24 protein-coding genes and 2 pseudogenes are annotated in these 26,957 nt (G+C 62.9%); 14 read left to right on the top strand and 12 right to left on the bottom strand.

Features of this window, described 5'->3' with window-relative positions:
- Positions 1-70 precede the first annotated feature (70 nt).
- From folP to folK, 3 genes are read left to right on the top strand one after another with little or no spacing between them, the layout of a single operon-like run.
- Positions 71-940 (top strand): dihydropteroate synthase, encoded by an 870-nt coding sequence (folP, locus tag ACEN84_RS19535; protein ID WP_413709608.1) that lies wholly within the window; start codon positions 71-73, stop codon positions 938-940.
- Positions 937-1,308 carry a dihydroneopterin aldolase gene (gene folB, locus ACEN84_RS19530; protein WP_413709607.1) on the top strand — a complete coding sequence of 124 codons (372 nt, stop codon included), beginning with the start codon at positions 937-939 and terminating at the stop codon, positions 1,306-1,308. The genes folP and folB overlap by 4 nt, the downstream gene beginning before the upstream one ends.
- Positions 1,298-1,816 (top strand): 2-amino-4-hydroxy-6-hydroxymethyldihydropteridine diphosphokinase, encoded by a 519-nt coding sequence (gene folK, locus ACEN84_RS19525; protein WP_413709606.1) that lies wholly within the window; start codon positions 1,298-1,300, stop codon positions 1,814-1,816. Before folB ends, folK begins: the two co-directional genes overlap by 11 nt.
- 55 nt (positions 1,817-1,871) lie before the next feature.
- Here the strand turns inward: folK and ACEN84_RS19520 are convergent, their stop codons facing one another.
- The 4 genes from ACEN84_RS19520 to ACEN84_RS19505 form a co-directional block, all read right to left on the bottom strand.
- Positions 1,872-2,420, bottom strand: coding sequence for a hypothetical protein (locus tag ACEN84_RS19520; RefSeq protein WP_413709605.1), 549 nt, complete (start codon positions 2,418-2,420; stop codon positions 1,872-1,874).
- Between the two features lie 213 nt (positions 2,421-2,633).
- Positions 2,634-3,716, bottom strand: a complete 1,083-nt coding sequence (locus ACEN84_RS19515; RefSeq protein WP_413709604.1) for a YcjF family protein — start codon at positions 3,714-3,716, stop codon at positions 2,634-2,636.
- Complete coding sequence (locus ACEN84_RS19510) at positions 3,713-5,188, bottom strand: YcjX family protein (protein ID WP_413709603.1); 1,476 nt, start codon at positions 5,186-5,188, stop codon at positions 3,713-3,715. The genes ACEN84_RS19515 and ACEN84_RS19510 overlap by 4 nt, the downstream gene beginning before the upstream one ends.
- A 66-nt stretch (positions 5,189-5,254) precedes the next feature.
- Positions 5,255-5,749, bottom strand: a complete 495-nt coding sequence (locus ACEN84_RS19505; RefSeq protein WP_130278206.1) for a SixA phosphatase family protein — start codon at positions 5,747-5,749, stop codon at positions 5,255-5,257.
- A gap of 275 nt (positions 5,750-6,024) precedes the next feature.
- On the opposite strand from ACEN84_RS19505, the gene dksA reads away from it, so the two are divergent.
- On the top strand, positions 6,025-6,444 hold the full coding sequence (dksA, locus tag ACEN84_RS19500) for an RNA polymerase-binding protein DksA (protein ID WP_112716531.1): 420 nt from the start codon (positions 6,025-6,027) through the stop codon (positions 6,442-6,444).
- A 77-nt stretch (positions 6,445-6,521) separates the two neighbouring features.
- On the opposite strand, the gene ACEN84_RS19495 is transcribed toward dksA, so the two are convergent.
- Complete coding sequence (locus ACEN84_RS19495; protein ID WP_413709602.1) at positions 6,522-7,667, bottom strand: flagellar biosynthetic protein FliO; 1,146 nt, start codon at positions 7,665-7,667, stop codon at positions 6,522-6,524.
- 277 nt (positions 7,668-7,944) lie between these two features.
- Between ACEN84_RS19495 and cckA the strand changes: the two genes are divergently transcribed.
- The gene (gene cckA, locus ACEN84_RS19490; protein ID WP_413709601.1) at positions 7,945-10,554 is read left to right on the top strand and encodes a cell cycle histidine kinase CckA; all 2,610 of its coding nucleotides are present in this window, start codon (positions 7,945-7,947) and stop codon (positions 10,552-10,554) included.
- A gap of 40 nt (positions 10,555-10,594) precedes the next feature.
- Here the strand turns inward: cckA and ACEN84_RS19485 are convergent, their stop codons facing one another.
- Both ACEN84_RS19485 and ACEN84_RS19480 read right to left on the bottom strand, forming a co-directional pair.
- Positions 10,595-11,521 (bottom strand): pseudouridine-5'-phosphate glycosidase, encoded by a 927-nt coding sequence (locus ACEN84_RS19485; protein WP_413709600.1) that lies wholly within the window; start codon positions 11,519-11,521, stop codon positions 10,595-10,597.
- A gap of 30 nt (positions 11,522-11,551) precedes the next feature.
- Complete coding sequence (locus ACEN84_RS19480) at positions 11,552-12,496, bottom strand: carbohydrate kinase family protein (protein WP_413709599.1); 945 nt, start codon at positions 12,494-12,496, stop codon at positions 11,552-11,554.
- 241 nt (positions 12,497-12,737) lie between these two features.
- Between ACEN84_RS19480 and recA the strand changes: the two are divergent.
- Positions 12,738-13,397 (top strand): annotated as a pseudogene (gene recA, locus ACEN84_RS19475) (recombinase RecA); the annotation flags it as partial.
- Between the two features lie 1,132 nt (positions 13,398-14,529).
- Here the strand turns inward: recA and ACEN84_RS19470 are convergent.
- Positions 14,530-14,769, bottom strand: a complete 240-nt coding sequence (locus tag ACEN84_RS19470) for a hypothetical protein (protein ID WP_413711353.1) — start codon at positions 14,767-14,769, stop codon at positions 14,530-14,532.
- A 299-nt stretch (positions 14,770-15,068) separates the two neighbouring features.
- Between ACEN84_RS19470 and ACEN84_RS19465 the strand changes: the two are divergent.
- Together ACEN84_RS19465 and ACEN84_RS19460 are read left to right on the top strand one after the other, a co-directional pair.
- Positions 15,069-16,538, top strand: a pseudogene (locus ACEN84_RS19465) (alanine--tRNA ligase-related protein); the annotation flags it as partial.
- 32 nt (positions 16,539-16,570) lie between these two features.
- Positions 16,571-17,071: an STM3941 family protein gene (locus ACEN84_RS19460; protein ID WP_203428765.1), complete on the top strand. Its 501-nt coding sequence runs from the start codon at positions 16,571-16,573 to the stop codon at positions 17,069-17,071.
- A gap of 16 nt (positions 17,072-17,087) precedes the next feature.
- Here ACEN84_RS19460 and ACEN84_RS19455 read toward each other — a convergent pair whose 3' ends face one another.
- Positions 17,088-17,720, bottom strand: a complete 633-nt coding sequence (locus ACEN84_RS19455; RefSeq protein WP_413709598.1) for a LysE family translocator — start codon at positions 17,718-17,720, stop codon at positions 17,088-17,090.
- 126 nt (positions 17,721-17,846) lie between these two features.
- On the opposite strand from ACEN84_RS19455, the gene ACEN84_RS19450 reads away from it, so the two are divergent.
- Positions 17,847-18,698 carry an AraC family transcriptional regulator gene (locus ACEN84_RS19450; protein WP_413709597.1) on the top strand — a complete coding sequence of 284 codons (852 nt, stop codon included), beginning with the start codon at positions 17,847-17,849 and terminating at the stop codon, positions 18,696-18,698.
- Here ACEN84_RS19450 and ACEN84_RS19445 read toward each other — a convergent pair.
- The 3 genes from ACEN84_RS19445 to ACEN84_RS19435 all read right to left on the bottom strand — a co-directional run bounded on the left by ACEN84_RS19445 (position 18,690) and on the right by ACEN84_RS19435 (position 21,146).
- Complete coding sequence (locus tag ACEN84_RS19445) at positions 18,690-19,325, bottom strand: glutathione S-transferase family protein (protein ID WP_413709596.1); 636 nt, start codon at positions 19,323-19,325, stop codon at positions 18,690-18,692. The two genes, ACEN84_RS19450 and ACEN84_RS19445, sit on opposite strands and share 9 nt — an antisense overlap.
- A gap of 87 nt (positions 19,326-19,412) precedes the next feature.
- Positions 19,413-19,856 (bottom strand): N-acetyltransferase family protein, encoded by a 444-nt coding sequence (locus ACEN84_RS19440; protein WP_413709595.1) that lies wholly within the window; start codon positions 19,854-19,856, stop codon positions 19,413-19,415.
- Between the two features lie 75 nt (positions 19,857-19,931).
- Positions 19,932-21,146 carry an NADP-dependent isocitrate dehydrogenase gene (locus tag ACEN84_RS19435; protein ID WP_413709594.1) on the bottom strand — a complete coding sequence of 405 codons (1,215 nt, stop codon included), beginning with the start codon at positions 21,144-21,146 and terminating at the stop codon, positions 19,932-19,934.
- A 191-nt stretch (positions 21,147-21,337) separates the two neighbouring features.
- Between ACEN84_RS19435 and ACEN84_RS19430 the strand changes: the two genes are divergently transcribed.
- The 5 genes from ACEN84_RS19430 to ACEN84_RS19410 all read left to right on the top strand — a co-directional run bounded on the left by ACEN84_RS19430 (position 21,338) and on the right by ACEN84_RS19410 (position 26,868).
- On the top strand, positions 21,338-21,859 hold the full coding sequence (locus ACEN84_RS19430) for a hypothetical protein (RefSeq protein ID WP_112716503.1): 522 nt from the start codon (positions 21,338-21,340) through the stop codon (positions 21,857-21,859).
- Positions 21,860-21,946: 87 nt separating this feature from the next.
- Positions 21,947-23,926, top strand: a complete 1,980-nt coding sequence (locus ACEN84_RS19425; protein ID WP_413709593.1) for an FUSC family protein — start codon at positions 21,947-21,949, stop codon at positions 23,924-23,926.
- Positions 23,927-23,982: 56 nt separating this feature from the next.
- Complete coding sequence (locus tag ACEN84_RS19420) at positions 23,983-24,813, top strand: RNA methyltransferase (RefSeq protein ID WP_413709592.1); 831 nt, start codon at positions 23,983-23,985, stop codon at positions 24,811-24,813.
- On the top strand, positions 24,794-25,597 hold the full coding sequence (gene murI / locus ACEN84_RS19415) for a glutamate racemase (RefSeq protein ID WP_413709591.1): 804 nt from the start codon (positions 24,794-24,796) through the stop codon (positions 25,595-25,597). The genes ACEN84_RS19420 and murI overlap by 20 nt, the downstream gene beginning before the upstream one ends.
- Positions 25,598-25,695: 98 nt before the next feature.
- Positions 25,696-26,868, top strand: coding sequence for an MFS transporter (locus tag ACEN84_RS19410; protein WP_413709590.1), 1,173 nt, complete (start codon positions 25,696-25,698; stop codon positions 26,866-26,868).
- Positions 26,869-26,957: the final 89 nt, after the last annotated feature.

Raw genomic sequence — 26,957 nt, 5'->3', positions numbered from 1 at the left:
GCTTGGGGCATAGCCACCGCGAGCGCAATAGAGCGCGCCGGAATTTTTGTTTTCAATGGGATAAACGCTCATGGACGAGCTTCGGAGCAGTCGCTGGCGCCTCGCGCATGGCCGCGAATTGGAGCTCGGCGGCAAGAGCGTCATCATGGCGATCATCAACGTGACGCCGGATTCCTTTTCCGACGGCGGACGCTATGACAGCACGGAAGCGGCGGTCGAACATGCGTTGGCGGCGATCGCCCATGGCGCCGAGATTATCGACATTGGCGGCGAGTCTACGCGGCCGGGTGCTGCGAAGGTCGATGCGGCGGAAGAGCAGCAGCGGGTGCTGCCTGTCATCGAGGCGCTTCGCGACAGGTCAGACGCACTGATTTCCATCGATACCTACCGGGCCGAGACGGCGCGGCTGGCGCTCGAAGTGGGCGCTCATATCGTCAACGACGTCTTCGGGCTGCAGAAGGAGCCGGAGATCGCCGGCGTGATAGCGAGCGCAAAGGCCGGCGTCTGCATCATGCATACGGGGCGGGAGCGCGAGAAGCTTGCCGATATGATTGCGGATCAGGCGCTGTTCCTCGATCAGTCGCTCGAGCTTGCGCGGCAGGCGGGGATCGACAGCGAGCGGATCGTGCTCGATCCGGGCTTCGGTTTTGCCAAGGAGACGGCGGAAGAGAATTTCGAGCTGATGGCGCGGTTTGCCGAGCTTGAGCGTTTCGGGCTGCCGCTGCTGGCCGGAACCTCGCGCAAGCGGTTTATCGGCGCGGTCACCGGTCGCGATGCGGCTGACCGTGACGTCGCGACGGCGGCGAGCAGCGCGCTGCTGAGATTGGCGGGCGCTGCGGTTTTCCGCGTCCACAATGTCGCAATCAACAGGGATGCGCTGTGCGTTGCCGATGCTATGCTGGCGGCACGCCGTAATTACGAAGGACGCCGGGGCCAATGAGCACGAAATATACCATCCTGATGCAGAACTGTGCGTTCTTCGCCCGTCATGGCGTCCATGATGAGGAGGAGTTCCTCGGCCAGCGCTTCTTCGTCGACGCGGAGCTCGATGTGATCGCCGGCAAGGCGCTGGAAAGCGACTCGATCGAGGACACCGTCAATTACGGTATTGCCTTCACTGTCATCGAGGAGATCGTCGTCGGCAAGCGGCGCTATCTCATCGAGGCGCTGGCACTCGATATCGCCAAGGGGCTCTGCGAGCGCTTCCATCAGATCACCCGCGCCAAGATCACGGTGCGCAAGCCGAGTGCGCCGGTTCCGGGCGTGCTGGATTTCGTTCAGGTGAGCGTCGAACATTTTGTCCAGTGATCATTTCAGACCGGCGACGCTCGGGCTCGGCGGCAATGTCGGCGAGCCCGTCGCCTCGATGGCGGCCGCCTTGCAGGCGCTCGATGCGCGCGCCGATACGCGCGTGACCGCGGTGTCGCGGCTCTACCGCACGCCGCCATGGGGCAAGACGGATCAGTCCTTCTTCTTCAACGCCTGCGCCGCTGTCGAGACGCAGCTGACGCCAGAGGCGCTTCTCGATGTCTGCCTCGATATCGAGCGGGAGATGAAGCGCGAGCGGATTGAGCGCTGGGGACCGCGCACGCTCGATATCGACGTGCTGACTTTCGACAATGTCGAGCAGGCGGCGCCGCGGCTGGAGCTGCCGCATCCGCGGATGACGGAGCGCGGTTTCGTGCTGATGCCGCTCGCGGATTTTGCCGCCGATCTCGTTGTTAAAGGCCGCAGCGTAGGGGAATGGCTGAAGGATGCCGATGTGCAGGGCATCGAGATTGCCGACGCTTCCCGCGACTGGTGGACAAAGTCCTGAAACGCAAAGCGGCGGAAAATCCGCCGCCTGGTGTGTCTGCGTGATCGGCTAAAGCCTACTGAACCGAGCCGACCGTCATTTCGTCGAGCTGGCGGGTCAGCGTCAGGCCGATGACCGGGATCATCCGGTCTTCCACCTTGACCGAAACCGTGACGTTCATCGTCTTGTCGTCACGGATGCGGGCGATCATGGCGCCGTTGAGCTTGGAGCGGTTGAGGCCAACGACGACGGTATCGGGCGTCACCGTGCCCGAAATGACGTCAAGGCCCTTGCCGGCTGCGCCATCCAGGAACTGGCCCTTGTAGCTGTTGCCCGATTGCGTAATCGTCGCGGTCATCGGCTGCTTGAAGACGCCGACGCGGCAGGAGCCGTCGAGCTTGATGCCCGTACCGTCGGTGACCGAAGAGCCGACGAGATTGCAGGTGAACTTCGTGCCCTTGTATTTGCCGGCGACGATTTCACCCGGGCCTCTCCAGGAGCCGGCGACCGACTCGAAGAAGGCTTTGTCGCGTGTTGCGGCGGTTGCTGCCGGCGTGATTTCGGCGATCGGCGACAGGGCCACGGCGGCGAGGCCGCAGACGATAAGAAGCTTGCGCGAATACATGGAATTTCCTTGGCACACCTACCCGTTACTGCCTCGGAGTTTTGCCGAATAATGGTTAATGGTTGGTTTCCGGCCTGCCGAAATGCACTGGAAAATCGGGATTTCCGTCGCTGCTCGCATGTTGATTTCATGCCGCTACAGGCATGAAAACTATGCGTTTCCAGGCCGCTTCCGTTACGTCAGGCTCACAAGCTGAGAAAAAGCGCTTTGCTGTCACTTCGGCTGGTCGCGGCCGGTCATGGACGGTGTGAGATCGCCGATGAAGTCGCCGATTCCCGGGCGTTTGAGTGCGCGGAAGGCAAGCGGACGGCAGAGATCCATCGCCGCGATTCCGATGCGCGCCGTCATCAGGCCGTTGATAACGCCTTCGCCGAGCCGGGCAGAGAGCTTCGAGGCAAGGCCGTGGCCGAGCACCTGCTGGACGAGACTGTCGCCGACGGCGATCGAGCCTGTCACCGCGAGGTGAGCAAGCACATCGCGCATCAGCCGGATCATGCCGAGCGTGCCGGGACGGCCGCCATAGAGCTCGGCCATGGCGCGGATCAGCCGAGAGGCCTCGTAGAGGACGTAGAGAAGATCGACGATGGCACGGGGGCTGACGGCCGTGACGATCGAGACGCGCTTCGACGAATTGACGATCAGCGCCCGGGCCTGGCGGTCGAGCGGGCCGAGCAATTCGCGTTCTGCAAGGGCGACGAGATGCGGCGCGTCGATGATGTCGTTTTCGGAGGCTTTCAGCGTGGCGCGGCCCTTGGCGGTCTCGGGCTTGGCCGAGAGCATGGAGGCGAGCCGGTTGACCAGCGTGCGCGCCTTGGCGGGCCTGGTTTCGAGGATTGCGGCTTCGGCCTCAGCCTTGATCGTCTGCACTGCCGTCAGCCGCATCATTCCGGCAGTCTCGCGGATGACGATGCCGATGACGGCGAAGATGCCGACGGCAAGCGCTGTGAGGCCGGCGTAGCCGAGCCAATCGGCGCGGGAGAACAAGTCGCGGATCAGGCTATCGGTCCAGAGACCGAATGCGAGCGACAGCAGGATGCCGAAGCCGCCGCCGGCGATCTTGGCGAAGGAGAGGCGGCGCTTGCGCGGCAGGGCGACCGGAAGCGGGGCGCTGTCCTTTTCCGGATTGAGGAAGGGATCGTCTTCATCCGGCGTCAGGATGACATCAGCTTCGAAGGCCGAGGGTTTGCGGCGCTCAGGCGGCAGCGATGTCTCGACCGGACGCGGATCGTCCTCATAGACGAAGGCGGCGGGGGCGCGGGTCTTGCGGCCGGGATCTTCTGGAGCGGACTTGCTCATGCGAGACGGTCTCCAAACAGGAACTGCATGGCGCGGTCGAGCCGGATATGCGGCACCGAGAGCTTGATGCCTCCACCGGTCTCCTCGAGCTGCGGCGGGCGGAAGCGCACGACGTTCACGTCAGGCAATTGGATATCGCGGTCTCCCGATTCAATGCCAGCAAACAGGCTTTCGGGATCGGTGGGGAGATCGCCCGGGAAGATCGCCGTCTTGCGCAACCCGTCGAAACGCTCGCCGCCGATGGTTTCACCCTCGATCGGCGTGCCGACGATGACGGGCAGATCGTGGCCGTCGCGCTTGACCGTCGCTTCGCGGGTGGCGCGCACCGAGGCGAGCGCCATCACGTCGATCCCGGCGCCGGCCATGCCGATGCGGTGGATGGCGCGCTCGACGAGGCGGCGCGTCAGGGCATCCAGCCGGTCGTGGCTTTCATGATGCAGGTGATCGGCCTTGGTGGCGGCGACGAGCACGCGGTCGATGCGGCGGCCGAGCAGCGAGGAGAGCAGCGAATTGGTGCCGGGACGGAAGCAGGCGAGAACGTCGCTCAGCGCCCGTTCCAGATCCTGGACGGCTTCCGGGCCGCGATTGATCGCCTGCAGCGCGTCGACGAGGACGATCTGGCGGTCGAGGCGGGCGAAATGCTCGCGGAAGAAGGGTTTGACGACAACGGACTTATAGGCCTCGTAGCGGCGCTCCATCATTGCCCAGAGCGAACCTTTTCCCGGCTTGCCATCGGCGGGCAGGTGCAGTGGTGCGAAGGTGAGGGCGGGTGAACCGTCGAGATCGCCGGGCAGCAGGAAACGGCCGGGTGGCAGGGTCGAGAGCGACCGCTCGTCGGCCTTGCAGGCCTTCAGGTAGGCGGCGAAGGAGGAGGCGAGATCGCGCGCCGTCATCTCGTCGGTTGCGGCGTGGATATCGGTCTGGTCGGTGAGTTCCAGCCAGGTGCGGGAGAGTTCGGCGCGGATGCCGGTGCGGGCCAATGCCAGCGTATCCTCGCTGAAGGTACGAAAGTCCTTGGCGAGCAGCGGCAGGTCGAGCAGCCATTCGCCGGGGTAGTCGACGATATCGATCGAGAGGCGGCCGGGCGAGAACATCCGGCTCCAGCCGCTGGCGCTCTGATAGTCGATGGTGACGCGCAATTCGGAGATGGCGCGGGTCGAATCCGGCCAGACGCGGTCCTTCACCAGCGCCCGGATGTGATCCTCGTATTGAAAACGCGGCACGCCGTCATCGGGCTGTTCCTCGAGACGCACCGCCGAGACGCGGCCGGATTGCACCGGCTCGAACAGCGGCAGGCGGCCGCCATGCAGCAGATTGTGGACCAGCGAGGAAATGAAGACGGTCTTGCCGGAACGGGAAAGGCCTGTCACGCCGAGACGGATCGTCGGGTGAACCAGACCGCTGGCGCGGTCGGTCAGATTGTCGAAGGCGATGCGGGCATCGTCGGCGAAGGAGGTCAGGCTTGGCGGCAAGGCGGGTTCCCTGGTGTCATTGCTCACCCATATAGGATCGCTTGGCCGCCGGAAAAAGGATTGGCGTTAGGCGACGAGAAACTCGCGCAGTTTCCAGGCCGCCGCGGCGGCATCGAAATCGAGGACGGCAAGACCGCCGGCGGGAAAGCCGTTCGGCAGCGTACGTAGCAGGGCATCGTGGCCGATCAGCGTTTCGAGCGTCTGCTCGATCGTCGGATTATGGCCGACCAGCATGACGGCGGTTGCCGTCTGCGTGCGCAGGATTTCGAGATAGACGTCAGGCGTCGTGTTGTAGAGCTCGTCGACATAGCGCAGGTCGACCGAGAGGCCCATGGCGCGATGGACGGCATCGGCCGTCTCGCGGCAGCGCCGCGCGGTCGAACTCAGGATGATGTCGGGCCGGTAACCCTTGTCGGCGGCGTGGTCGGCGACGATCTCGGCATCGCCATATCCCTTCTCGCTCAGGTCGCGGTCGAAATCGCCCTGACCGGGCTGCGGCCAGACGGCTTCAGCGTGCCGAAGCAGGTAGATTCGTGAAGGCGAAGGCAAGGTTGCGGCCATAGAAAAATCCACGTGCGAAGGAGCCTTTTCAGTAGCTGCCGGGTATTGCCGGCGTCAACCGGTGACGTGCCGGAGCGGTGCAAAAGCGCTCCACCAACACGGCTTGTTGAAGGCGGGGTGAAAAGGCGGAATCGGAATAATGATGAGAAAATAGACTGTTAGCTCAAAAATGTGACAGATTTAAAAATCTGTTTACATGTCGTATTTGGCTTGAATCGATATTAGCGCATGGGATATACACCCCGCCACATGAGATGTTCTTCAGGAGAATCGCGTTGAGTGAGAAGATCGATCTTAGCAATTACGTTCCCTCGGAAGACGAGGAGTTCATGAACGTAAACCAGCGAGCATATTTCCGGGCAAAGCTGGTCGCATGGAAAAACGACATCCTTAGAGAAGCGCGCGAGACCCTAGATCATCTCGCTGAAGAAAGCGCCAACCATCCCGACCTCGCGGACCGGGCATCTTCCGAAACAGACCGGGCCATCGAACTTCGCGCCCGCGACCGTCAGAGAAAACTGATCTCCAAGATCGACGCCGCGCTGCAGCGTATCGATGACGGCACCTACGGTTACTGCGAAGAAACCGGCGAGCCGATCGGCCTCAAGCGTCTCGACGCCCGCCCGATCGCCACGCTGTCGATCGAGGCACAGGAACGCCACGAGCGCCGCGAAAAAGTCTACCGCGACGAATAAGCGCCTCACGGCAGAGCAAAAAATAAAGGCACCGCTTTACGGCGGTGCCTTTTTCGTTTGGGGCCTGTGTTTCAGAGCTATTTGTCGCGATTGACGCTCATTTCGCCGAAGATACGGGCCACTTCCTTCTGCAGTTCGGCATCGGCGCCCGTCACCGGCGCCATCTCCGGATCGCGGCGCGGCAGATTGGCCGGCTGCGGCGGGATAACGGGACGGACCGGCATGCTCTGCGCCGGCAGGATCGTCGGCACCGGCTGAACGACGCGTTCGGCGGTGAAATTGGTGTTCATTTCCTCTTCGAGAATCCGCTGGAAATCACCCTTCGGCTGCTGCGGCGGCGCGCCGGCATCGGCGGTCACGACGGGCGTCCCCTCGGAAACGGTCGGCAGGCTCTGGGCGGCCGGTGTCGAAACCTGCGGCTCGATGCGGACCTGCTGCGGCAGCACACGGGCGCGGGCGGCGTCGAGAATATCGGCGGCATTGCTCGCGGTTTCCGGGGCGGGCGTCATCTCGGCGCGTTCAGCCGGGCGGATCGAAATCGGCGGCTGGACGCGGGTTTCAGGGGCCGGAATGACCGGCGGGACGATGATTGCCGGGGCCGGGGCGGGCTCGGCTGCGGGAGCAGGCGTTGCTGCCGGCGCGACGGCAACGGGTGCTATCGGCTGCGGGCGGCGCGGCTCGATCACCGGTGCGGGTGCCGGAACGTAAGGCTCGGGTTCAGCCTCTTCCTCTTCGAAGATTGCGACCGGCTCGGGCTTCTGTTCCGCTTTCGGCTCAATTTTCGGTTCCGGACGCGGCTCAGGCCTGGGGTCGGGAACGGCGCGCAGCTGCGGGCGCTCGGCAACCGGCTGCGGCCGGAACTCGGCAACGGGAGCGGCCGGTGCTACCGGGGCAGCAGGACGCTGAGCGGCAACAGGCTTCGGCTCTTCGGCGCTTTCCGGCAGGATCCGGCTTTCGATGACGACGTCGCTCGGGCCGCCGATCATGATCAGGTGCTCGACATTGTCGCGGCGCACCAGCACCAGGCGGCGGCGGGCATCGACGGCGGCGGCGTCCAGCACCTGCAGGCGCGGCTGGCGGTTCTTGCCGCCACGCACGAAAGGCGACGGTGCGCGGGTGCGCATCAGCCAGAGGACGCCGACCAGCACGAGGAGAGCAAGGCCAACGCCGCCGGCAGCATAGAGGAAACGGCTGCCATAGTCGGTCATTACGCTGTCTAACATGATCTCTTACTCCTCTTTACGCAGGCCGCATCATGAAGGCTTTTCAGCTCCTTAGGCAATAGGGCGCGTGCTTGTCCAGTCACGCCCCTGCGAGAAGATTGCAACAAAGGCCCGATGGCATGCGAAACTGGCGCTGTTCCTTGTGAATTCAAGCGCTCTTGCGGCGCGGCACTGTTTTTGCAAGGCCTGCAAATTGCTAAGAAGGAACGAACGCCTGATTCCTGCTTTGTCTTCCGGATACAAAGCGAAATGCCGGATCGGCGCATGCGAGGACTAGATGACGACACCGCGTGAGGCCGACGACTACAATGCCCCGATCGTGGATCGCGGAGGACGTTCAGGTACGGCCATTCGCATCATCCTGCTGGCGCTGGTGCTGATCGCCGCCGCGGCCGCCTTTGTGGTGTTCAAGAATTCGCTCGATAACGAGATGGTGCTCGGTGTTCTCGGCGTTCTCGCCATGGTGGGCATCTTCTTCCTGGTCTCCTCGGTCATCGGCTTCATCGAAGTCATGCCGCAGCGTCAGTCGGACAGTCTCGCCCGCTCGTTCCTCAACAGCCACCCTGACGGTTCGCTGATCACCGACGACAAGGGCCGGATCATCTATGCCAACGGCGCCTACGGAAAGCTGACGGGCGCCCGCAAGGCGACCGAGGTGCAGACGCTGGAAGCGCTTCTCTCGCGCCATCGCGAATCCAACGAGGCGCTCTACCGCCTTTCCAACGGGTTGCGCGAGGGACGCGAGGGCCAGGAAGAGTTCCGCCTGCTGCGCGCACTCGGACCGTCGCCGAATGGCTCCGGTGCGCATTGGTACCGGCTGAAGGCGCGCACGCTGAAGACCGAGGAAAGCGGCAGCAAGCCGCTGCATATCTGGCAGATCAGCGACATTACCTCGGAGCGCGACGACCAGGAGCGCTTCTTCAAGGAATTGCAGAACGCCATTGACTATCTCGATCATGCGCCTGCCGGCTTCTTCTCGGCGGGCCGCAAGGGCGAGATCTTCTATCTCAATGCGACGCTTGCCGAGTGGCTGGGGCTCGATCTCACCAAGTTCATTCCGGGCTCGATGGCGATCGGCGATCTGGTGGCGGGCGAGGGGCTGGCGCTGATCCAGTCGGTGCAGGCCGAGCCGGGCCTGAAGAAGACCGATACGCTCGATCTCGACCTGAAGAAATCCAACGGTCAGAGCCTGCCGGTGCAGATCGTTCACAGCGTCACCTCGATGCGTGACGGTGCGCCGGGCGAGAGCCGGACGATCGTGCTACGCCGCCAGGCCGGAACGGAGAGCGAGCAGTCGGCCTCGGCCGCAGCGATGCGCTTTACCCGCTTCTTCAACAATACGCCGATGGCGATCGCCTCGGTCGATGGCACCGGCCGCATCCTGCGGACAAACGCGCCGTTCCTGAAGCTGTTCTCCGGCATCGTCTCGCGCGACGACGTCGATAACGGCGCGCTGCTCGAAACCATCGTCCAGGAAAGCGACCGCGAGCGCCTGCAATCCGCGCTTGCTGCGGCGAAGGACCGGCAGGGCGATATCCCGCCGATCGATTCCCGCACACCCAACGACGAGGCGCGGCACTTCCGCTTCTACGTCAACGCCGTCATCGACCAGAGCGACGAGGCGCCGGAGGAGGCTGCGATCGTCTATGCCGTCGAGGTGACCGAGCAGAAGGCGCTCGAGGCGCAGATGGCGCAGACGCAGAAGATGAATGCTGTCGGCACGCTGGCCGGCGGTATCGCCCACGACTTCAACAACGTGCTGACGGCGATCCTGCTCTCGTCCGACCATCTGTTGCTGCAGGCGCGCTCTTCGGATGCGAGCTTTGCGGATCTGATGGAAATCAAGCGCAACGCCAACCGCGCAGCCGTGCTGGTGCGCCAGTTGCTGGCCTTCTCGCGCAAGCAGACGATGCGCCCGAGTGTGCTCAACCTGACCGATGTCGTCGGCGACCTGCGCATGCTCGTCGACCGGCTGCTGTCTGGTACGCATGTGAAGCTTGACGTCGAATATGGCCGCGATCTCTGGCCGGTGAAAACCGACCTGTCACAATTCGAACAGGTGCTGATCAATCTCTGCGTCAATGCCCGCGATGCCATGCCCGAGGGTGGCAAGCTGACGGTGCGTACGCGCAATGTGACGGCCCAGGAAGTCGCGGCCTTCAATTATTCCTATATGCCGGCCGAGGATATGGTGCTGGTCGAGGTGGCCGATACCGGCACCGGCATCGCGCCCGAGATCATGGACAAGATCTTCGAGCCGTTCTTCACCACCAAGGAAGTCGGCAAGGGCACCGGTCTTGGCCTTGCCATGGTCTATGGCATCGTCAAGCAGTCGGGCGGCTATATCCAGCCGGAATCCGAAGTCGGCAAGGGAACGACGTTCCGGGTATTCCTGCCGCGCCATATCGTCGAGCCGGCGATTGCAGCGGAAGCCGAGGCTGTCGAGGCGGGCGAAACCAGCAATGTCGTGCCGATGCCGGTTGCCGCCCAGCCGGAGCAGCCGGAGGATCTGACCGGCAGTGCCGTGATCCTGCTCGTCGAGGACGAAGAAGCGGTGCGGCGCGGCGGCAAGCGAATGCTGGAGACGCGCGGCTATACCGTGCACGAGGCCGGATCTGGCATCGAAGCGCTCGATATTCTGGACGAGCTGGAAGGCAAGGTCGATATCGTCGTCTCCGACGTCGTCATGCCGGAAATGGATGGACCGAGCCTGCTGCGTGAGCTGCGCAAGAAATATCCGGATATGAAGTTCATCTTCGTGTCCGGCTATGCCGAGGATGCCTTCGCCCGCAACTTGCCGGAGGGCTCGAAGTTCGGCTTCCTGCCGAAGCCGTTCTCGCTGAAGCAGCTGGCCGTCGTCGTCAAGGAAACGCTCGACCAGAACTGAACGGGGAGGCGTTGCCGCCTCCCGCAAGATTTTTTTCTAATCAGGCTTCCAGCGCCACGGCGATCTCTGCCGCGAGCCGCGCGTTGTTTTCGACCAGCGCGATATTGGTCTTCAGGCTCTGGCCATCGGTCAGGTCGAAGATCGTGCTGAGCAGGTAGGGCGTGACGGCCTTGCCGCTGATTTCGTCACGCTCGGCGCTGTCGAGGGCGCGCTCGATATAGATTTCCATCTCCTCGCGCGGGATTTCGTCGGCTTCCGGAACCGGATTGGCGATCAGCATGCCGCCGTCGATGCCGAGCTGTTCGCGGGTCGCCTGGAAATTGGCGATCGCGGCCGGGCTGTTCAGCGTCAGCGGGCTCTTCAGGCCCGATGCACGCGACCAGAAAGCCGGGAATTCTTCGCTCTCGTAGGTGACCACCGGGACGCCCGAGGTTTCCAGCACTTCCAACGTCTTCGGAATATCAAGGATCGCCTTGGCGCCGGCGCAGACGACAATGACGCCGGTGCGGGCGAGTTCCTGCAGGTCGGCCGAAATATCGAAGCTTTCCTCAGCGCCGCGGTGAACGCCGCCGATGCCGCCTGTCGCAAAGACCTTGATGCCGGCACGCGCCGCGGCAATCATCGTTGCGGCAACCGTCGTCGCACCGGTGCGGCGCTCGGCGATCGAGAAGGCGAGGTCGGCGCGCGACACCTTCATCACGTCCTTTTCCTTGGCGAGCCTTTCAAGCTCCTCCGGCTCCAGGCCGATATGCAGCACACCGTGCATGACCGCGATCGTGGCAGGGATAGCGCCCTGTTCGCGGATGATCGCCTCGACGCTGCGGGCCATCTCGATATTGCCGGGGTAGGGCATGCCATGGGTGATGATGGTCGATTCCAGCGCTACCAGCGGGGCGCCGCGCTGCCTGGCGGCGGCGACTTCCTTCGAATAGGCAATCGGCAGCTGAGGGGAGATCGGTTTCGTCATTGTCTTTTCCAGTTCATCGATAAGCGCGCTTCAATGCAGAATTCTGGCGGCTGGAACAAGTGCCAGCGTGTCGCGGAGCAGTTCCGGCGTCAGATTTTCACTGACAGCAAGCGGTGACTGCACGGTGACAGCGGCGGCGGCGGCACCATGGCGCACGGCCTCTTCCAGCGGCAATCCCTGCATGATGGCGGAAAGCACGCCGGCTGCAAGGGAATCTCCCGCGCCCGTGACATCGGCCACCGTCTCTATCGACGGCGGCTGCAGGGCAATCGCGCCGCCGCCTGTAAAGGCGATCAGCTCGCGCTGACCGCGGGTGACGATGCCGCCCTTCAGCCCGATGTCACCGAGCAGAGACGCCCATTCGGCGGCATTCTCGGGCCGCTGTCCGGCAAGGGCGGCAGCTTCCGCCTCGTTGAGGAACAGATAATCGATGCCGCCAGCCGATGGCTTCAGCTTGACGACCTTGGCCGGCGAGATGGCGATCGCGGCAACTGGCTTGCCGAGGCTGTTGGCGCGGGCGACGATCGCGGTGATCGTGTCCTCAGGCAGGTTGGCGTCGAAGAGGATCAGATCCGTCGCCGCAAAGGCATCGCGCAGCCAGCGGATCGCCAGGCGGCGGGGAACGAAGAGGCGGTAGAGATCCATGTCGGCGAGTGCAATGACGAGATTGCCGTCGCGCTCGAGGATCGCGGTATAGCTCGGCGTCTTGCGGTCGAGGAACACGAAGGGGCGGTCGTTGATCCCGGCGGCATAGGCCGCCTCGGTGACCATTTCGCCGGTCGGGTCGCCGCCGCGCGGCGAGATCATCGTGACGTCGAAGCCGAGGCGGGCGAGGTTGCGAGCGGCATTGAAGCCGCCGCCGCCGGCTTCCTCGAACCAGCTGCCGGGATTGCTGGAGCCCGGCGCGGTCTCGCCGGAAATGCGGCCGCGGCGATCGACATGAGCGCCGCCGAGAACGAGAATCTTGCGCTTCACCGTCATGCTCCAGCCGCTCTTGTTTTAGCGAATCGTGCCTGCGGGAAATTCTCCGGCTGCCGACGCCCGGGCGCTCTAAGCCCTTGCTTCACATCGATAAAACAAAAGTAGAACACGTACTTATTTACCTTTTTCTTTCAACCGCTTGAGCGCCTCTTGCGAAATGAGAACAAATCACGTACAAAATCGACATCGGCGGCGACATTGCTAGAGCGGCTTCAATAACCTAAAGGTGGATCGAATGTCACAGAATACATTGCGGCTTGTAGAGGACAAATCGGTGGACAAAAGCAAGGCACTTGAAGCGGCACTCTCTCAGATCGAGCGGTCGTTCGGCAAGGGCTCGATCATGAAACTCGGCGCGAAGGACAGCGTCATCGAGGTCGAAACCGTATCGACGGGTTCTCTCAGCCTCGATATCGCGCTCGGCATCGGCGGTCTCCCGAAGGGTCGTATCATCGAAATTTACGGACCGGAAAGCTCCGGTAAGACGACGCTGGCGCTGCAGACAATCGCGGAAGCACAGAAGAAGGGCGGCATCTGCGCCTTCGTCGACGCCGAACACGCGCTGGACCCGGTCTATGCCCGCAAGCTCGGCGTCGATCTGCAGAACCTCTTGATCTCGCAGCCCGATACCGGTGAGCAGGCTCTCGAAATCACCGACACGCTGGTTCGCTCCGGCGCCGTCGACGTTCTCGTCGTCGACTCGGTCGCAGCGCTGACGCCGCGTGCCGAAATCGAAGGCGAAATGGGCGACAGCCTACCGGGTCTCCAGGCCCGCCTGATGAGCCAGGCGCTGCGCAAGCTGACGGCCTCGATCTCGAAGTCGAACTGCATGGTGATCTTCATCAACCAGATCCGCATGAAGATCGGCGTCATGTTCGGTTCGCCTGAGACGACGGCACCGACGTGTGCCCGTCCCTGCACCTCGGATGCCCTCGGCATCCCGCCAGCCTCAACAGATCGAGCGCGAAGGGGTGATCAAGCAACAGACCACGTCAGGTCATCCGACAAGATGCTCGCCTGCAGCCCGGGTGAATTCCAGCAGCTGTCCGCCAACGCAGCGGCGAACACCCAGAGGTCCAGCAGGCTCATCGATCTCAGCTCAGGCCAGCATCGTCAAGTCAGACTTCGTTCTCTCTGCTGGCCAACGCTCTGGCAAGGAACCATGGAACACCAAAGTCACTGCTGCAGGCAATCAGATCTTCTGCAAGATCAGACGTGCCTGGGGCCAGCCTGATCATGGCCTGTTCTGCAGACAGGAACAGCCTTGGCAGCAGCGACAGTGACAGCAGACCCTGAACAAACGCTCTGACAGGGCTGGAACAGGCCTTGAGCACATTCAGACCAGGCTCTGGTAGGACATCTTCTGGATGCCTGGCCGCCCTAGGCTATCAGCTTGTGCCTTCCTTTGGGCAATGGGCCAGCCACAGACGTGCTCCTCGTTGGGCACAGGCACCGCCAGGAGCATGGCTGAAGAACCATGGGCGTGGGTGAGGCCTCCAGTGTGCCTCTTCGACTGTTCAGATTGCGTGCAGATGTGCAGGCCAGCAGCCTCATGCTGCTGCTGGCAGCAGGCAGCAGTGTTGCCCAATGCCAGCATGGTGCAGTTCAAGAGCATCTTCTGGATGCATTTCTTGGCGAGCAGCCAGGCGACAGAGGGCCATGCATGGCAGCCAGCAGGCCTCAGACATTAATAAACACCGCCACTCCTGTGACACTCCAGGTCCTCAAGCAGCCTGTCCTTCAACGTTGGCCTAAGGGCAGCAGATCAGGCACTGGATTCAGATCACAGGAATGACATCGATACCCAGCACTGCTGTGGCCATCTCACACCAGCAGCAGGCATAGCTGCATGGGAAGGGATCAGCCAGTGCATGCAGCAGGCTGGATCATCACATTGTCACTGTGTTGGAGCCATGGGCAGTCTGAGCCCACACTGTAGTCAGCAGGTTTCTGGCTGCAGCAGAGTGTGCTCTGGGCAGCCTCTGGACCCTTGGGAGGAGCAGCGACGGACTGTCAGGATCTGAACCTCATGCTGTACCTGACAGGCAGGGTGGCAGGAAGACATGGAGAGCACACTTATCGATCAGCCGGCACTGAGCCAACAGCTCAGCCACGGCACTGCCATTTCTTGGCTGTGCAATCAGGCTGCTGTTCAAGGAAACAGTCAAGGCCTCCAGAGAACACGACAGCTCAAGGCGCAAAACGACAAACAGCCCTTGGATGTCATAAATCCATCTGCGCTCCTCTGCCGCCGCGATCGCGGGCATCTGCCGTCGCCGAGGAAGGTGCGGCTATCGCTCTGCTGCATCGCCTGCCGCGCCATGTCCTTCAGGCCATCTCGGCCACCAGGCCGGCGAACAGCAGGAAACTGCTGCGGCGCCTGGTCGTAGTCGAGCCGGGCCTCCTCCAGGCCAGGCGGCGCAGGCATGTCCTGGAGGACCTGGGCTGCAGGAGAACAGGTTGCTGCCCTGAGCACCGGCCTGCTCGCGCGCAGATCGGCTCGGCAGCGCTCGCCGAGGCCAGGCGCCGCTCGACGGCGAACAGCCGCTGGCCTGCAGGCTGCAACCCGCTCGACCTGACGCAGGACGCGTTGCGCGCCCGCGAAATCAGCGTCGATCTCAGCGGATTCACCGATGCCATGGAGCGCCAGAAGGCCGAAGCGCGTTCGCATTGGGCCGGCTCAGGCGATAAGGCGACCGAGACCATCTGGTTCGAGCTGCGCGAAAAGCATGGCGCAAGCGAGTTTCTCGGCTATGCCACGGAGAGCGCCGAAGGCGTCGTCCAGGCGATCGTCAAGGACGGTGCTGCCGTTGCTCAGGCTGCCAGCGGCGACAAGGTTCAGATCGTCGTCAACCAGACGCCGTTCTACGGCGAGTCCGGCGGCCAGGTCGGCGATGCCGGCATCATTTCGTCCGATCATGCCAAGATCGAGATCACCGATACGCAGAAGCGCGGCGAGGGTCTGTTCGTGCATATCGGCACGGTCGTCGAAGGCACGATCAAGGCCGGCGATGCCGTGGCCTTGACGGTCGATCATGCCCGTCGCTCGCAGATCCGCGCCAACCATTCGGCAACGCATCTGTTGCATGAGGCGCTGCGCGAGGTGTTGGGTACCCACGTAGCCCAGAAGGGTTCGCTGGTCACGCCCGACCGCCTGCGCTTCGACGTGTCGCATCCGAAGCCGATGTCAGCGGACGAGCTCAAGGTGGTCGAGGATATGGCCAACGAGATCATTCTGCAGAATTCACCGGTCACGACGCGTCTGATGAGCGTCGACGATGCCCGTGCCGAGGGCGCTATGGCGCTGTTCGGCGAGAAGTACGGCGAGGAAGTGCGTGTCGTGGCCATGGGCCAAGGCCTGCATGGCGCCAAGACCGGCAAGCCTTATTCAATCGAGCTCTGCGGCGGCACGCATGTGTCTGCGACCGGTGATATCGGGCTGGTGCGCATTCTCGGCGACAGTGCCGTCAGCTCGGGCGTGCGCCGTCTCGAGGCGGTTACCGGTGAAGCGGCTCGCGCCTATCTCGCCGAGCAGGACGACCGGGTCAAGGCTCTGGCCGGTGCGCTCAAGGTGCAGCCGGGCGAGGTGCTGTCGCGTGTCGAAGCGCTGATGGATGAGCGCCGCAAGCTGGAGAAAGAACTGGCCGATGCCAAGCGCAAACTTGCCATGGGCGGCGGGCAGGGCGGCTCGGAAGACGCCGTTCGCGACGTGGCCGGCGTCAAGTTCCTCGGCAAGGCAATTTCGGGTATCGATCCGAAGGACCTCAAGGGTCTGGCCGACGACGGCAAGGCTAGCCTCGGCTCCGGCGTCGTGACGCTGATCGGCGTCTCCGAAGACGGCAAGGCGAGCGCCGTCGTCGCCGTTACCGAAGATCTGGTCGGCCGCTTCAGCGCCGTCGATCTCGTGCGCATCGCCTCTGCCGCGCTCGGCGGCAAGGGCGGCGGCGGTCGCCCTGACATGGCGCAGGCCGGCGGTCCGGATGGATCGAAGGCCGACGAGGCGATCGAGGCTGTTGCGGCTGCGCTCGCCGGCTGATCGATAAAGGCCCGGAGGGCAGGAGGTTCTCGATGAAGGTCCACCGCTCTCCGGCCAAGATGATCGGTCTCGCCTTTCTTTCGCTGCTCATGACAGCGCTTGCGCTTTTTGTCGGGTTCACCGGCTATCAGAAGGAAGGCGCGGGCGGTTTTCCGGTTTTCATCGGTATTATCGGCGGGCTTTTCTTCCTGCTCGCCTTCATCGCCATCGCATGGAAGGCCTTCGACCGGCGGCCCGTTCTGGATTTTTCCGACGAGGGCCTGCTGGCAACGGAAGTTGCACCGGAACGCATTGCCTGGCGCGATCTACTGGCGGTGCGGGTCTTCCAGCTTCACAAGCAGCGTTTCATCGAACTTCAGGTTACGCCGCAGGCGTCCGCCGCTTTGACGCTTTCGCGCATGGTGCGGCTGAACAATCGCGCGCTTGGAAAATCCAACGACTATTTGACGCTCTCGACAAGCGGCCTTGACCGTTCCGTCGAGGAGATCTTTTCGCTGATCCAGCAGCGGGCGGAGGCGGCGCGCCAGAGCTGAGCGCGCCGCAATCGGCTCAGTTCCTCGACTGCAGAGCAAGCCGGCAGGCGAGCCCGGTGAAGACCGCCGCCAGCGCATATTGCGGCATCCGTGGAAACCGGCGCATCGCCCTGAGGCGATTGCGTATCTGGCTTCCGAGCAGGATCACCGCACCATTCACCGCGAAACCAATGATGTTGAGGATGCTTGCCAGTACGAGCATCTGGCTTGCCATCGAACCGGCATTCGGCTGGATGAACTGCGGAAAGAGGGCGAGCACGAAGAGCGCCATCTTCGGATTGAGCAGGTTCGTCGCCAGGCCCGTCGTGAAGATGCGGATGCTGGATATCCTCTGCGCCGTTGACGTGGGCTCGAAGGCGGTCGTCTGCGAGCGGATCGTCTTGTAGGCGAGGTAGAGCAGGTAGGCGCAGCCGGCCCAGCGGACGGCCTCATAGGCGGCGGGGACGGTGACGAAGAGCTGCGACAGGCCGAAGGCGGCGGCGAGCGCGTGGCAATAGGTGCCGGCGGCAATTCCGGCGTAGGTGAGAAAGCCTGCGGCGCGGCCCTGGCTGATGCTGCGCGAGGCGATCAGCAGCATGTCGGGTCCGGGCGTCGCGGTCAGCACCAGGGCTGCAGCGGCAAAGAGCATGAGTGTTGAAAAATCCGGCATTGTGAAATCCTCTTGGGTTCGAGCCGGAATTCCGGTCTATCAAGATTCGCGGGCCGCGCAAGTCCGCAGGATTTGTCAAATCGGGCTGTGCTTTCCTGCAGCCGATCGATTTGCATGAGGTTTGACATGAACGGGCAAACGGCTTGGTCTCTCTATGAAAACCGCCTCCAGCGGGTTTCGGCCTATATCTACGACCACCTCGACGAGGAGCTGGATATGGCGCGGCTGGCCGAGATTGCCTGCATGTCGAGCTATCACTGGCACAGGATCTATCGCGCGGTTCATGGCGAGACGCTGGCGGCCACCGTCAAGCGGCTGCGGCTGCATCGCGCGGCGGGCGATATCGTCCGCACCGATCTTGATATCAGCGAGATTGCGAAACGATCCGGCTATCCCAATCTCCAGTCTTTCAACCGGATCTTCAAATCCGTCTATGGCATGCCGCCGGCGCGCTACCGGAAAGAGGGAAGCCACACAGTCTTCCAACCTCCGCTGCCAGGAAAGGCAACAGCCATGTTTGACGTGACCTTGAAGACCATCGAGCCGATCGATCTGATCGGCGTGCCGCATCGCGGACATTACATGCAGATCGGCAAGGCGTTCGAGACGCTGTTAGGAACGCTGCATGCCCGGGGGCTGGCGAAACCCGACATGCGGATGATCGGCGTCTATTTCGACGATCCCGATATCGTTCCGGCCGAGGAGCTGCGTTCGATCGCCTGCGTTACCGGCGGCGCGGATATCGCAGCCGATCCGCCGTTCGAGCGCCGGCGGATCGATGGCGGCGAATATGCGGTTCTGCGCCACAAGGGACCCTATGCCGATATGCACAAGGCTTATCAGTGGCTCTATGGCGAGTGGCTGCCGGTTTCCGGCCGGCAGCTGCGCGATGCCTTGATGTTCGAGGACTATCTCAACAATCCGCGCGATACAGCGCCGACCGGATTGCTGACGGATATCTATATGCCGCTAGTATGAGGCGGCCTGCGGCATGCCCTTCAACGCCTCGTCGTCGATTGCGGCGGCGCGTTTGTAAGCCTCTCGGCTCGTGACGCGGCCGAGATAATCGGCAAAGGCCGGCCGCTTTTCGATGGAGCCGAAATTCAAACCCCAACTGACATGCGAGCCGACATAGACATCGGCGGCGGTGAAGCGGTCGCCGGCGATATAGGGCGTCCCGGTCACTGCTTTTTCGAGCGTGTCCATGACATCGCCGAAGCTGCCATATCCGACGCTGCGGGCCTTGTCGGCGGGGGTGACGACGCCGAGCATGCGGATGGTGACGACCGATTCCAGCGGGCCGGCGGCAAAGAACATCCAGCGATAATAGGAGCCGCGCTCTTGCGGGCGCGGCGCCAGTTCATTCTCAGGGAAGGTATCGGCGAGGTAAGCGCAGATCGCGGCGCATTCGGTGACGACAGTGCCGTTATGGCGGATCGCCGGCACCTTGCCCATGGGGTTGACCGAGAGATAGTCCTCGCCCTTCATTGTGCCGCCGAAGGTCAGGATTTCCGTGCGGTAGGGAACACCGGTTTCCTCCAGCATCCAGCGGGCAATGCGCCCGCGCGACATCGGGTTCGTGTAGAATACCAGCTCTTCTGTCATGACCTCTCCTTCTCCATTGTCGATATCTGGCGCAGGCCAGCGATGCGGCAATGTCTAGAGGAGGCTGCTGCCAGATTCTGTCAGCAGTCAGAGCTGCTTGCGGTATTGGATGAAGCCGGAGCGCTCGGCGATCTGGTCGTAGAGGCGGCGTGCCCGCTCGTTGCTCTCGTGCGTCATCCAGTAGAGCCGGCCGGCGCCATTCTCGCGCGCCAGATCGGCGACACGCTCGATCAGTGCGGCGCCGGTGCCAAGCCCGCGCTGGTCTGCCTCGACATAGAGATCCTGCAGATAGCAGGTCCATTTCGGCAGCCATGTCGAGCGATGGAAGATCGCGTGGACGATACCCTTCAGCGTGCCGTCATCGTCAAAGGCGCCGAAGGCATGCATCGGCTCGTTTGCGGCGTGGAAGCGCGCCCAGGTGAGATCGGTGGTCTCAGGCGGAATGACGACTTCGTAGAAACTCTGATAGCCCTTCCACAGCGGCTCCCATGCAGCGCGGTCGGAAGGCGTGAGCAGGCGGATCGTCGTCATGTTCTGTTCCCTTGTTGATGAAACAAAAAACGGCGGGAAGACCCGCCGTTCTGCTGTTTGCTATTGCTGGCCGCCTCAGGCGCCCATGGCCTTCTGCAGGTTCTCGTCGATCTTGTCGAGGAAGGCGGTGGTGGAGAGCCAGGGCTGGTCCGGGCCGATGAGCAGCGCCAGGTCCTTGGTCATGAAGCCGGCTTCGACGGTGTCGACGCAGACCTTTTCGAGGGTCGCTGCGAACTTTGCGAGTTCGGCATTGTCGTCGAGCTTGGCGCGGTGTGCGAGGCCGCGGGTCCAGGCGAAGATCGAGGCGATCGAGTTCGTCGAGGTTTCCTGACCCTTCTGGTGCTGGCGGTAGTGGCGGGTAACCGTGCCGTGAGCGGCTTCGGCTTCGACCGTCTTGCCATCCGGCGTGAGCAGAACCGAGGTCATCAGGCCGAGCGAACCGAAGCCCTGCGCAACCGTGTCGGACTGGACGTCGCCGTCGTAGTTCTTGCACGCCCAGACGTAGCCGCCGGACCACTTCAGAGCCGAAGCGACCATGTCGTCGATCAGGCGGTGTTCGTAGGTGATGCCGAGTTCCTTGAACTGATCCTGGAATTCAGCTTCGTAGACTTCCTGGAAGATGTCCTTGAAGCGGCCGTCATAGGCCTTCAGGATGGTGTTCTTGGTCGACAGGTAGACCGGCCACTTGCGCATAAGGCCGTACATCATCGAGGCGCGGGCGAATTCGCGGATCGACTCGTCGAGGTTGTACATCGCCATGGCAACGCCGGAACCGGGGGCGTCGAAGACGTCCTTCTCGATGACAGTGCCGTCTTCGCCGACGAACTTGATGGTCAGCTTGCCCTTGCCCGGGAATTTGAAGTCGGTGGCGCGGTACTGGTCGCCGAAAGCGTGACGGCCGACGACGATCGGCTTGGTCCAGCCCGGAACGAGGCGCGGAACGTTCTGGCAGATGATCGGCTCGCGGAAGATGACGCCGCCGAGGATGTTGCGGATCGTGCCGTTCGGGCTCTTCCACATCTGCTTGAGGTTGAATTCCTTGACGCGGTCTTCGTCCGGCGTGATCGTAGCGCACTTGATGCCGACGCCGTGCTTCTTGATGGCGTTGGCGGCCTCAACGGTGACCTGGTCGTTGGTGGCGTCGCGGTTTTCGACCGAGAGGTCGAAATAGTCGATTTCGAGGTCGAGATACGGATGGATCAGCTTGTCCTTGATAAGCTGCCAGATGATGCGCGTCATTTCATCGCCGTCGAGATCGGCGACGGGGTTAGCGACCTTGATCTTTTTCATGTATCTGCCTCGTAAGCTTGATGGGGACTGGGTCCCGTGGCGGGTGATTTCTAAAATCCCGAGGGCTATAGCATTGTGTGCCCGGAACGCAAAGCCGCAAGCGCCCCCGAAAGCGGATTTTGGGCCCCATTGCCAAGCGCGCGAATTCGGCTAGTGTCCGCGGCAATTGCTTCGTTAACGGACATTTCATCATGAAGACGATTGCCTTGCTGATCGCCGGTTTGGCCGGCCTGCCGACGCTCGCAACTGCCGCCGATATTCCGGCGCCGGTTCAGGAAATCATGGACGCGACGGTCAACAACTGGTCGGGCGACGACATCGAATGGGTCGACATTTTCGATGCGGCAAAACTCGACAAGCTCTACAGCAAGGATTTCGCCGCCAAGTATCGTGAAGCGGCCAAACATCCAGCCGTCGACGACGGCATTTCGCCCTTCGATTACGATGTGATCATCAACGGTCAGGACGCTTGCCCGCTCGAGGATCTGAAGCTGACGCCGCAGAAGACGGCCGAGGGAGAGGACGAGGTCGTCGTCTCCTTCCGCAAGATGGGCTGCGCCGATGGCGACGAGGCGAAGGCGGTCTCGACCGTGCGTTTCGAGATGGTGACCGAGGACGGCAAGCCTGTCGTCGACGACATCATGCTGCAGGATGACGAGACTAAGGAGACGAGCTCACTGAAATCGACGATGGACGAGATCGCCAAACAGTAGGCGCCGTCAGCCGTTTGATTTTGGCCTTTGCGGCGGTATGTCCGGGTAGCGCATCTTTCGAGATTCCGGTGCGTGAGGGCTTATCTGTTGTTTTCGGGTTTCGATCTTCGCGACTGGTTGCTTGCCAACGATCCGGCGCTGTCGCGCTTGCGGATCGCATCGCGCGTGACGCTGACAATCGTCATCTCCTTCGCCATCCTGTTTGCCATCCACCTCTTCGCCGTGCCGCTGCCGACGGCGTCCTACGGTCTCGGTATCCTGCTCTCGATCGAGGGTGGGGTTGCCGTGCGCGACAAGGGCAATGCGCAGCAGCTGGTCACCCGGCTGCTTGGCTGTGTCGCCAGTCTGGTGGTGGTCGGGGTCGCGGCGGCGCTGGAGGGCCACCGGGTTCTCTCGGACCTTGCCTTTCTCGTGGTGATCTTCCTGGCGGCGTCCGCCCGCGTCTTTGGGGCGCGCGGCTTTGCGATCGGCATGTTCGCCTTCACCTCCTATTTCATGGGCGCCTATTTCCAGCCCGACATTGCGGAACTGCCGCTGGTGGCGGTCGGTCCCGTCGTTGCGGCGCTGACGGGGCATGTCATGCGCGTCATGGTCATGCCCGAGGATTGGCGCCGCGACCTTCTGCGATCGCTGGAAAGCGTGCAGGGCAGGGTGAACCAGATCCTGTTCAAGCTCGCGGCCCTCGCATCCGAAGGGAAAGTCGGCGAGCATGATCGCCGCGAACTGCGGGTGCTGGAGGAGCGGCTGAAGGAAGTCGTGCTGATGGCCGAAAGCTTCATTCCGCGCCCGGCCGGCGGCGTGTTCGACAAGGGCGGCGACCCGGCAGCGGAACTGGCGATCCGGCTCTTTGATCTGCACCTTGCCGCCGAGAGCGCCATCGTTCTCAGCCTGCAGAGCGTTCCGGATTTCACCCTCGTTCACGCCATTATCGAGGGCCGGCACAGGGGGCTCGATGAGGACAGGGACGCATCGCCCGATGCTGCAGCGGAGACGCGACGGGCGCTTTTCTGGCTCGGTGAAACCAAATGTCACCTAGGGGAGACAATAGCCGAGGCGCGGCTGACCAACTTTGCCGGGATACTGCCCGTGGAGGACCAGGCTACCGCCACCGGGATCGACTTCTCGCTTAAAAGCCCGCAGATCAGGTCGACGCTGCAGATCACGCTCGCGGCGGCGCTGGCGATGAGCTTCGGTCTGCTCCTGTCGCGCGAGCGGTGGTTCTGGGCCGTGCTGGCCTCGTTCCTGGTGTTCACCAATACCAATTCGCGCGGCGACACCGCGATGAAGGCGTTGCAGCGGTCGCTCGGTACGCTGTTCGGCATTGCGATCGGTCTTGGTCTGGCGACGCTGATCGGCAGCGAGGATGCAGTCGGTATCCCGGTCGCCATCGTCTGTATCTTCCTCGCTTTCTACTTCCTGCAGATTTCCTATGCGACGATGACCTTCTTCATCTCGATCGTGCTCTGCCTTGTCTACGGGATGACCGGGGCGCTGACCGTCGATCTGCTGGCGCTGCGCTTCGAGGAGACGCTGATCGGCGCGATTGCCGGGACGGCGGTTGCCTTTCTCGTCTTCCCGGCGCGCACCCGCGGCGCGCTCGATGCGGCCCTCCGGAAATGGTTCGATGCACTCGACGCGCTGCTTGCCGCTACCATAGACGGGAAGCCGCGCTATGAGCTGATCGGTCTGTCGCAGACTCTCGATGCGGCCTATCGGGATGTGACGGTTGCGGCGCGGCCACTCGGCTCCACGTGGTCTGTCGTGACGCGGCCGGGACCTATTCGCCAGACGCTGGCGATCTTCCTGTCGGGGACCTATTGGGCGCGGATCGTCGCGAGTTCGTACGGCGGCAACACGGGTGCCGACGACCACGAGCAGATCGTTGTTGCGCTGAGACAGGCGCGAGCGCGGATCGCCGAGATCGCGCCGCGTGCGTCCGAGTGCTTCTTCATCGAGCGGCAGTCGCCGTCATCCGCGGCACGCAATCTGCCGATCTCGGCTCAGGGTTCGCGGCTGGGCGTCGAGATGATCGGCGGCGTGCTCGATCGGCTCTATCCGGCGGCATAAGCCTTGCCGTTTGCCGCCAGCGGGGCTATTCCGGCTCGAAAGGAAGGACGGCGCATATGGCAGGCACAAACAGCGAGCGGCAACTTCTGACCGAGGGACCGGCGATCATTCTGGTCGAACCGCAGATGGGCGAGAATATCGGCATGGTGGCGCGCGCCATGGCGAATTTCGGCCTTTCGGAGCTCCGGCTCGTCAATCCGCGCGACGGCTGGCCGAACGAGCGGGCGCAGGCGACGGCGTCCAAGGCCGATCACGTCATCGAGGCGACCAAGGTTTACGACACGCTGGAAGAGGCTATTGTCGACCTCAATTTCGTCTATGCGACGACGGCGCGCGAACGCGACGGTTTCAAGCCGGTACGCTCTCCGGTCGTTGCGGCGGAGACGTTGCGGACGAAATTTCGGGCAGGCGAGGGCACAGGTATCCTCTTCGGCCGCGAGCGCTGGGGCCTCACCAATGAGGAAGTGGCGCTGGCCGACGAGATCGTCACCTTCCCGGTCAATCCCGCCTTTGCCTCGCTGAACATCGCCCAGGCGGTGCTGCTGATGTCTTATGAGTGGATGAAGTCGGGCATGGAGGACCTCTCCGACGTGCCGTTCCAGGCTATGGAGCAGACACAGTCGACCAAGGAGCAGCTCTTCGGTTTCTTCGACCAGCTCGAGGAGGCGCTGGAAGCGCGTAATTATTTCCATCCGCCCGCGAAAAAGCCCAAAATGGTGGACAACCTCCGGGCAGTCCTTTCCCGCCGCGCTTTCACTGAACAGGAAATCAGCGTGCTGCGCGGCGTAATCTCCTCCCTCGACCGTTTCTCGCGGCAATATCCGCGCGGAAGCCGGTCTCCCGCAGTTGCCAAGGAACAGCCGAAAGATGACGTCAGCGGCGAATGAGCTGAAACCGGTCCTGGTCTTCGATTCCGGTATCGGGGGCCTGACCGTGCTGCGCGAGGCGCGCGTGCTGATGCCGGAACGCGGCTTCATCTATGTCGCCGACGATGCTGGGTTTCCCTATGGCGGCTGGGAAGAGCAGGCCTTGAAAGAGCGCGTCATCGCGCTCTTCGGCAGACTGCTGAACGACTATGACCCTGAAGTGTGCATCATCGCCTGCAACACGGCCTTCACGCTCGTCGGCGCCGATCTCAGGGCGGCCTTTCCGCAGATGACCTTTGTCGGCACCGTGCCGGCGATCAAGCCCGCGGCGGAGCGCACGCGGTCCGGTCTGGTCTCCGTGCTGGCGACGCCCGGCACTGTCAAGCGCGCCTATACGCGCGATCTGATCCAGTCCTTCGCGCAGCAATGCCACGTTCGTCTCGTCGGTTCGGAGAACCTTGCGCGGATGGCGGAGGCCTATATTCGCGGCGAGACGGTTTCGGATGAGGCCGTGACGGCGGAGATCGAGCAGTGCTTCGTCGAGAAGGATGGGCACAAGACCGATATCGTCGTGCTCGCCTGCACGCATTATCCGTTCATGGCCAATCTTTTCCGCAGGCTGGCGCCCTGGCCCGTCGACTGGCTCGATCCGGCCGAGGCGATTGCGCGCCGCGCCCGCAGCCTCGTCCCGCAGGTGGCCGGCGCCGTTCACCCTGACAATTTCGACTTCGCCGTCTTCACGTCGGGCAATCCCGATTTCGCGACGGCGCGGCTGATGCAGGGTTTCGGCCTCAGCACGCGATAGGTGATCCGCGCTTTCCTTAGGCGCGGCAATGACGCAGATTTGTCGATGGGGAATCAGAAGCGGCGCCTTCCGCCTCTGAGAATGAAGGGATGCGCGCCGTGCCGCTTCAAAGACTTGTCATGCTGATTTTCTTCCTGCAGCCGATTGCTTTCGGGGCATGGCTGCCGCGTATCCCGGACGTGCAGGCGAAGCTGAACCTCGGCACCGCGGATCTCGCGATCGCGCTTCTCGGCCTGCCGATCGGTACGCTGCTGACCCTGTCTTTCGCCGGCCGCGTCGTCTCGCGCATCGGCGGACGGGCGGCGATCATCTATGGCTTCGTCTTCTTTCTTGCCGTCGTTTCGCTTCCGGCCTTCGCGCCGACTGTGACGCTTCTGTTCTTCTCGCTGATGATCCTCGGTGTGGCACTCTCGACCGTCGAACTCGGCATGAATGTCGAGGCTGACCTGACCGAGAAGGTGACCGGGCTGATCATCATGAGCCGCTCGCACGGCTTCTGGAGCCTCGGCATCATGTTCGGCAGCCTGCTCGGCGCCGGTGCGATTGTCATCGGCGCGCCGCCGCATTGGTCGATCCTCGCCATTGCTGTCGTCGTGCTGCCGATTGCGCTCTTCGTCAGCACCCGGCTGCCGAAACTGCCGGAAAGTCACCATGCGGAGACCGCCGCGACTTACCGCTTCAAGCTGCCCGGTCTGGCGCTTATCGGCATCTGCGCCTTCGTCTTTGGCGTGACGATGACCGAGGGCGCGATTGCAGACTGGTCGGCGGTTTATCTCCGTGATGTCTTCGGTTCCGAGGGTGCGCAGATGGGGCTGGGCTATTCCGTCTTCGCCTTCATGGTGGCGGCGGGCCGTTTCAGCGGCGATTACATGAAGGGCCGGTTCGGGCCTGTGGCGATTGCGCGCGGATGCGGGATTGCCTCGCTTGCCGGGATGCTGATCATCCTGGTGGCGCCTGCGCCGGCTTTTGCGCTCCTCGGCTTTGCGGCGATCGGCGTCGGCGTCTCCGTTGGTTTTCCGCTCGCTGTGACGGCGTCGGCGGCGCTGACCGACCGCCCGGCGGCTGCGAGCCTGGCGATCCTGTCCTTCGTGGCGCTGCTCGGCTTTCTCGTCGGGCCGCCGATCATCGGTTTCATCGGTGAATATTGGGGCTTGCGGATCGGGCTTGCGGTGCTGATGGTGCCGCTGTTCGTCAGCCTGATCTTCACGCATATGCTGACGCCGCGCGCTACCGAGAATAGCGGCCGGCTGGTCGAGCGCGAGGCCGTCTGAACGCTCGCGTCTTTCTGTGGGTTTTTGCGCCAAACGGGTAACAATCGCGGCGGCGAATATGCTAGACACGCCGGTGAAATCTTAAGGGG

Origin of the sequence: Rhizobium sp. Rhizsp82 (genome assembly GCF_047325115.1) — a bacterium.
Lineage (GTDB): Bacteria > Pseudomonadota > Alphaproteobacteria > Rhizobiales > Rhizobiaceae > Rhizobium.
This window is presented reverse-complemented; position numbering and strand designations above follow the sequence as displayed.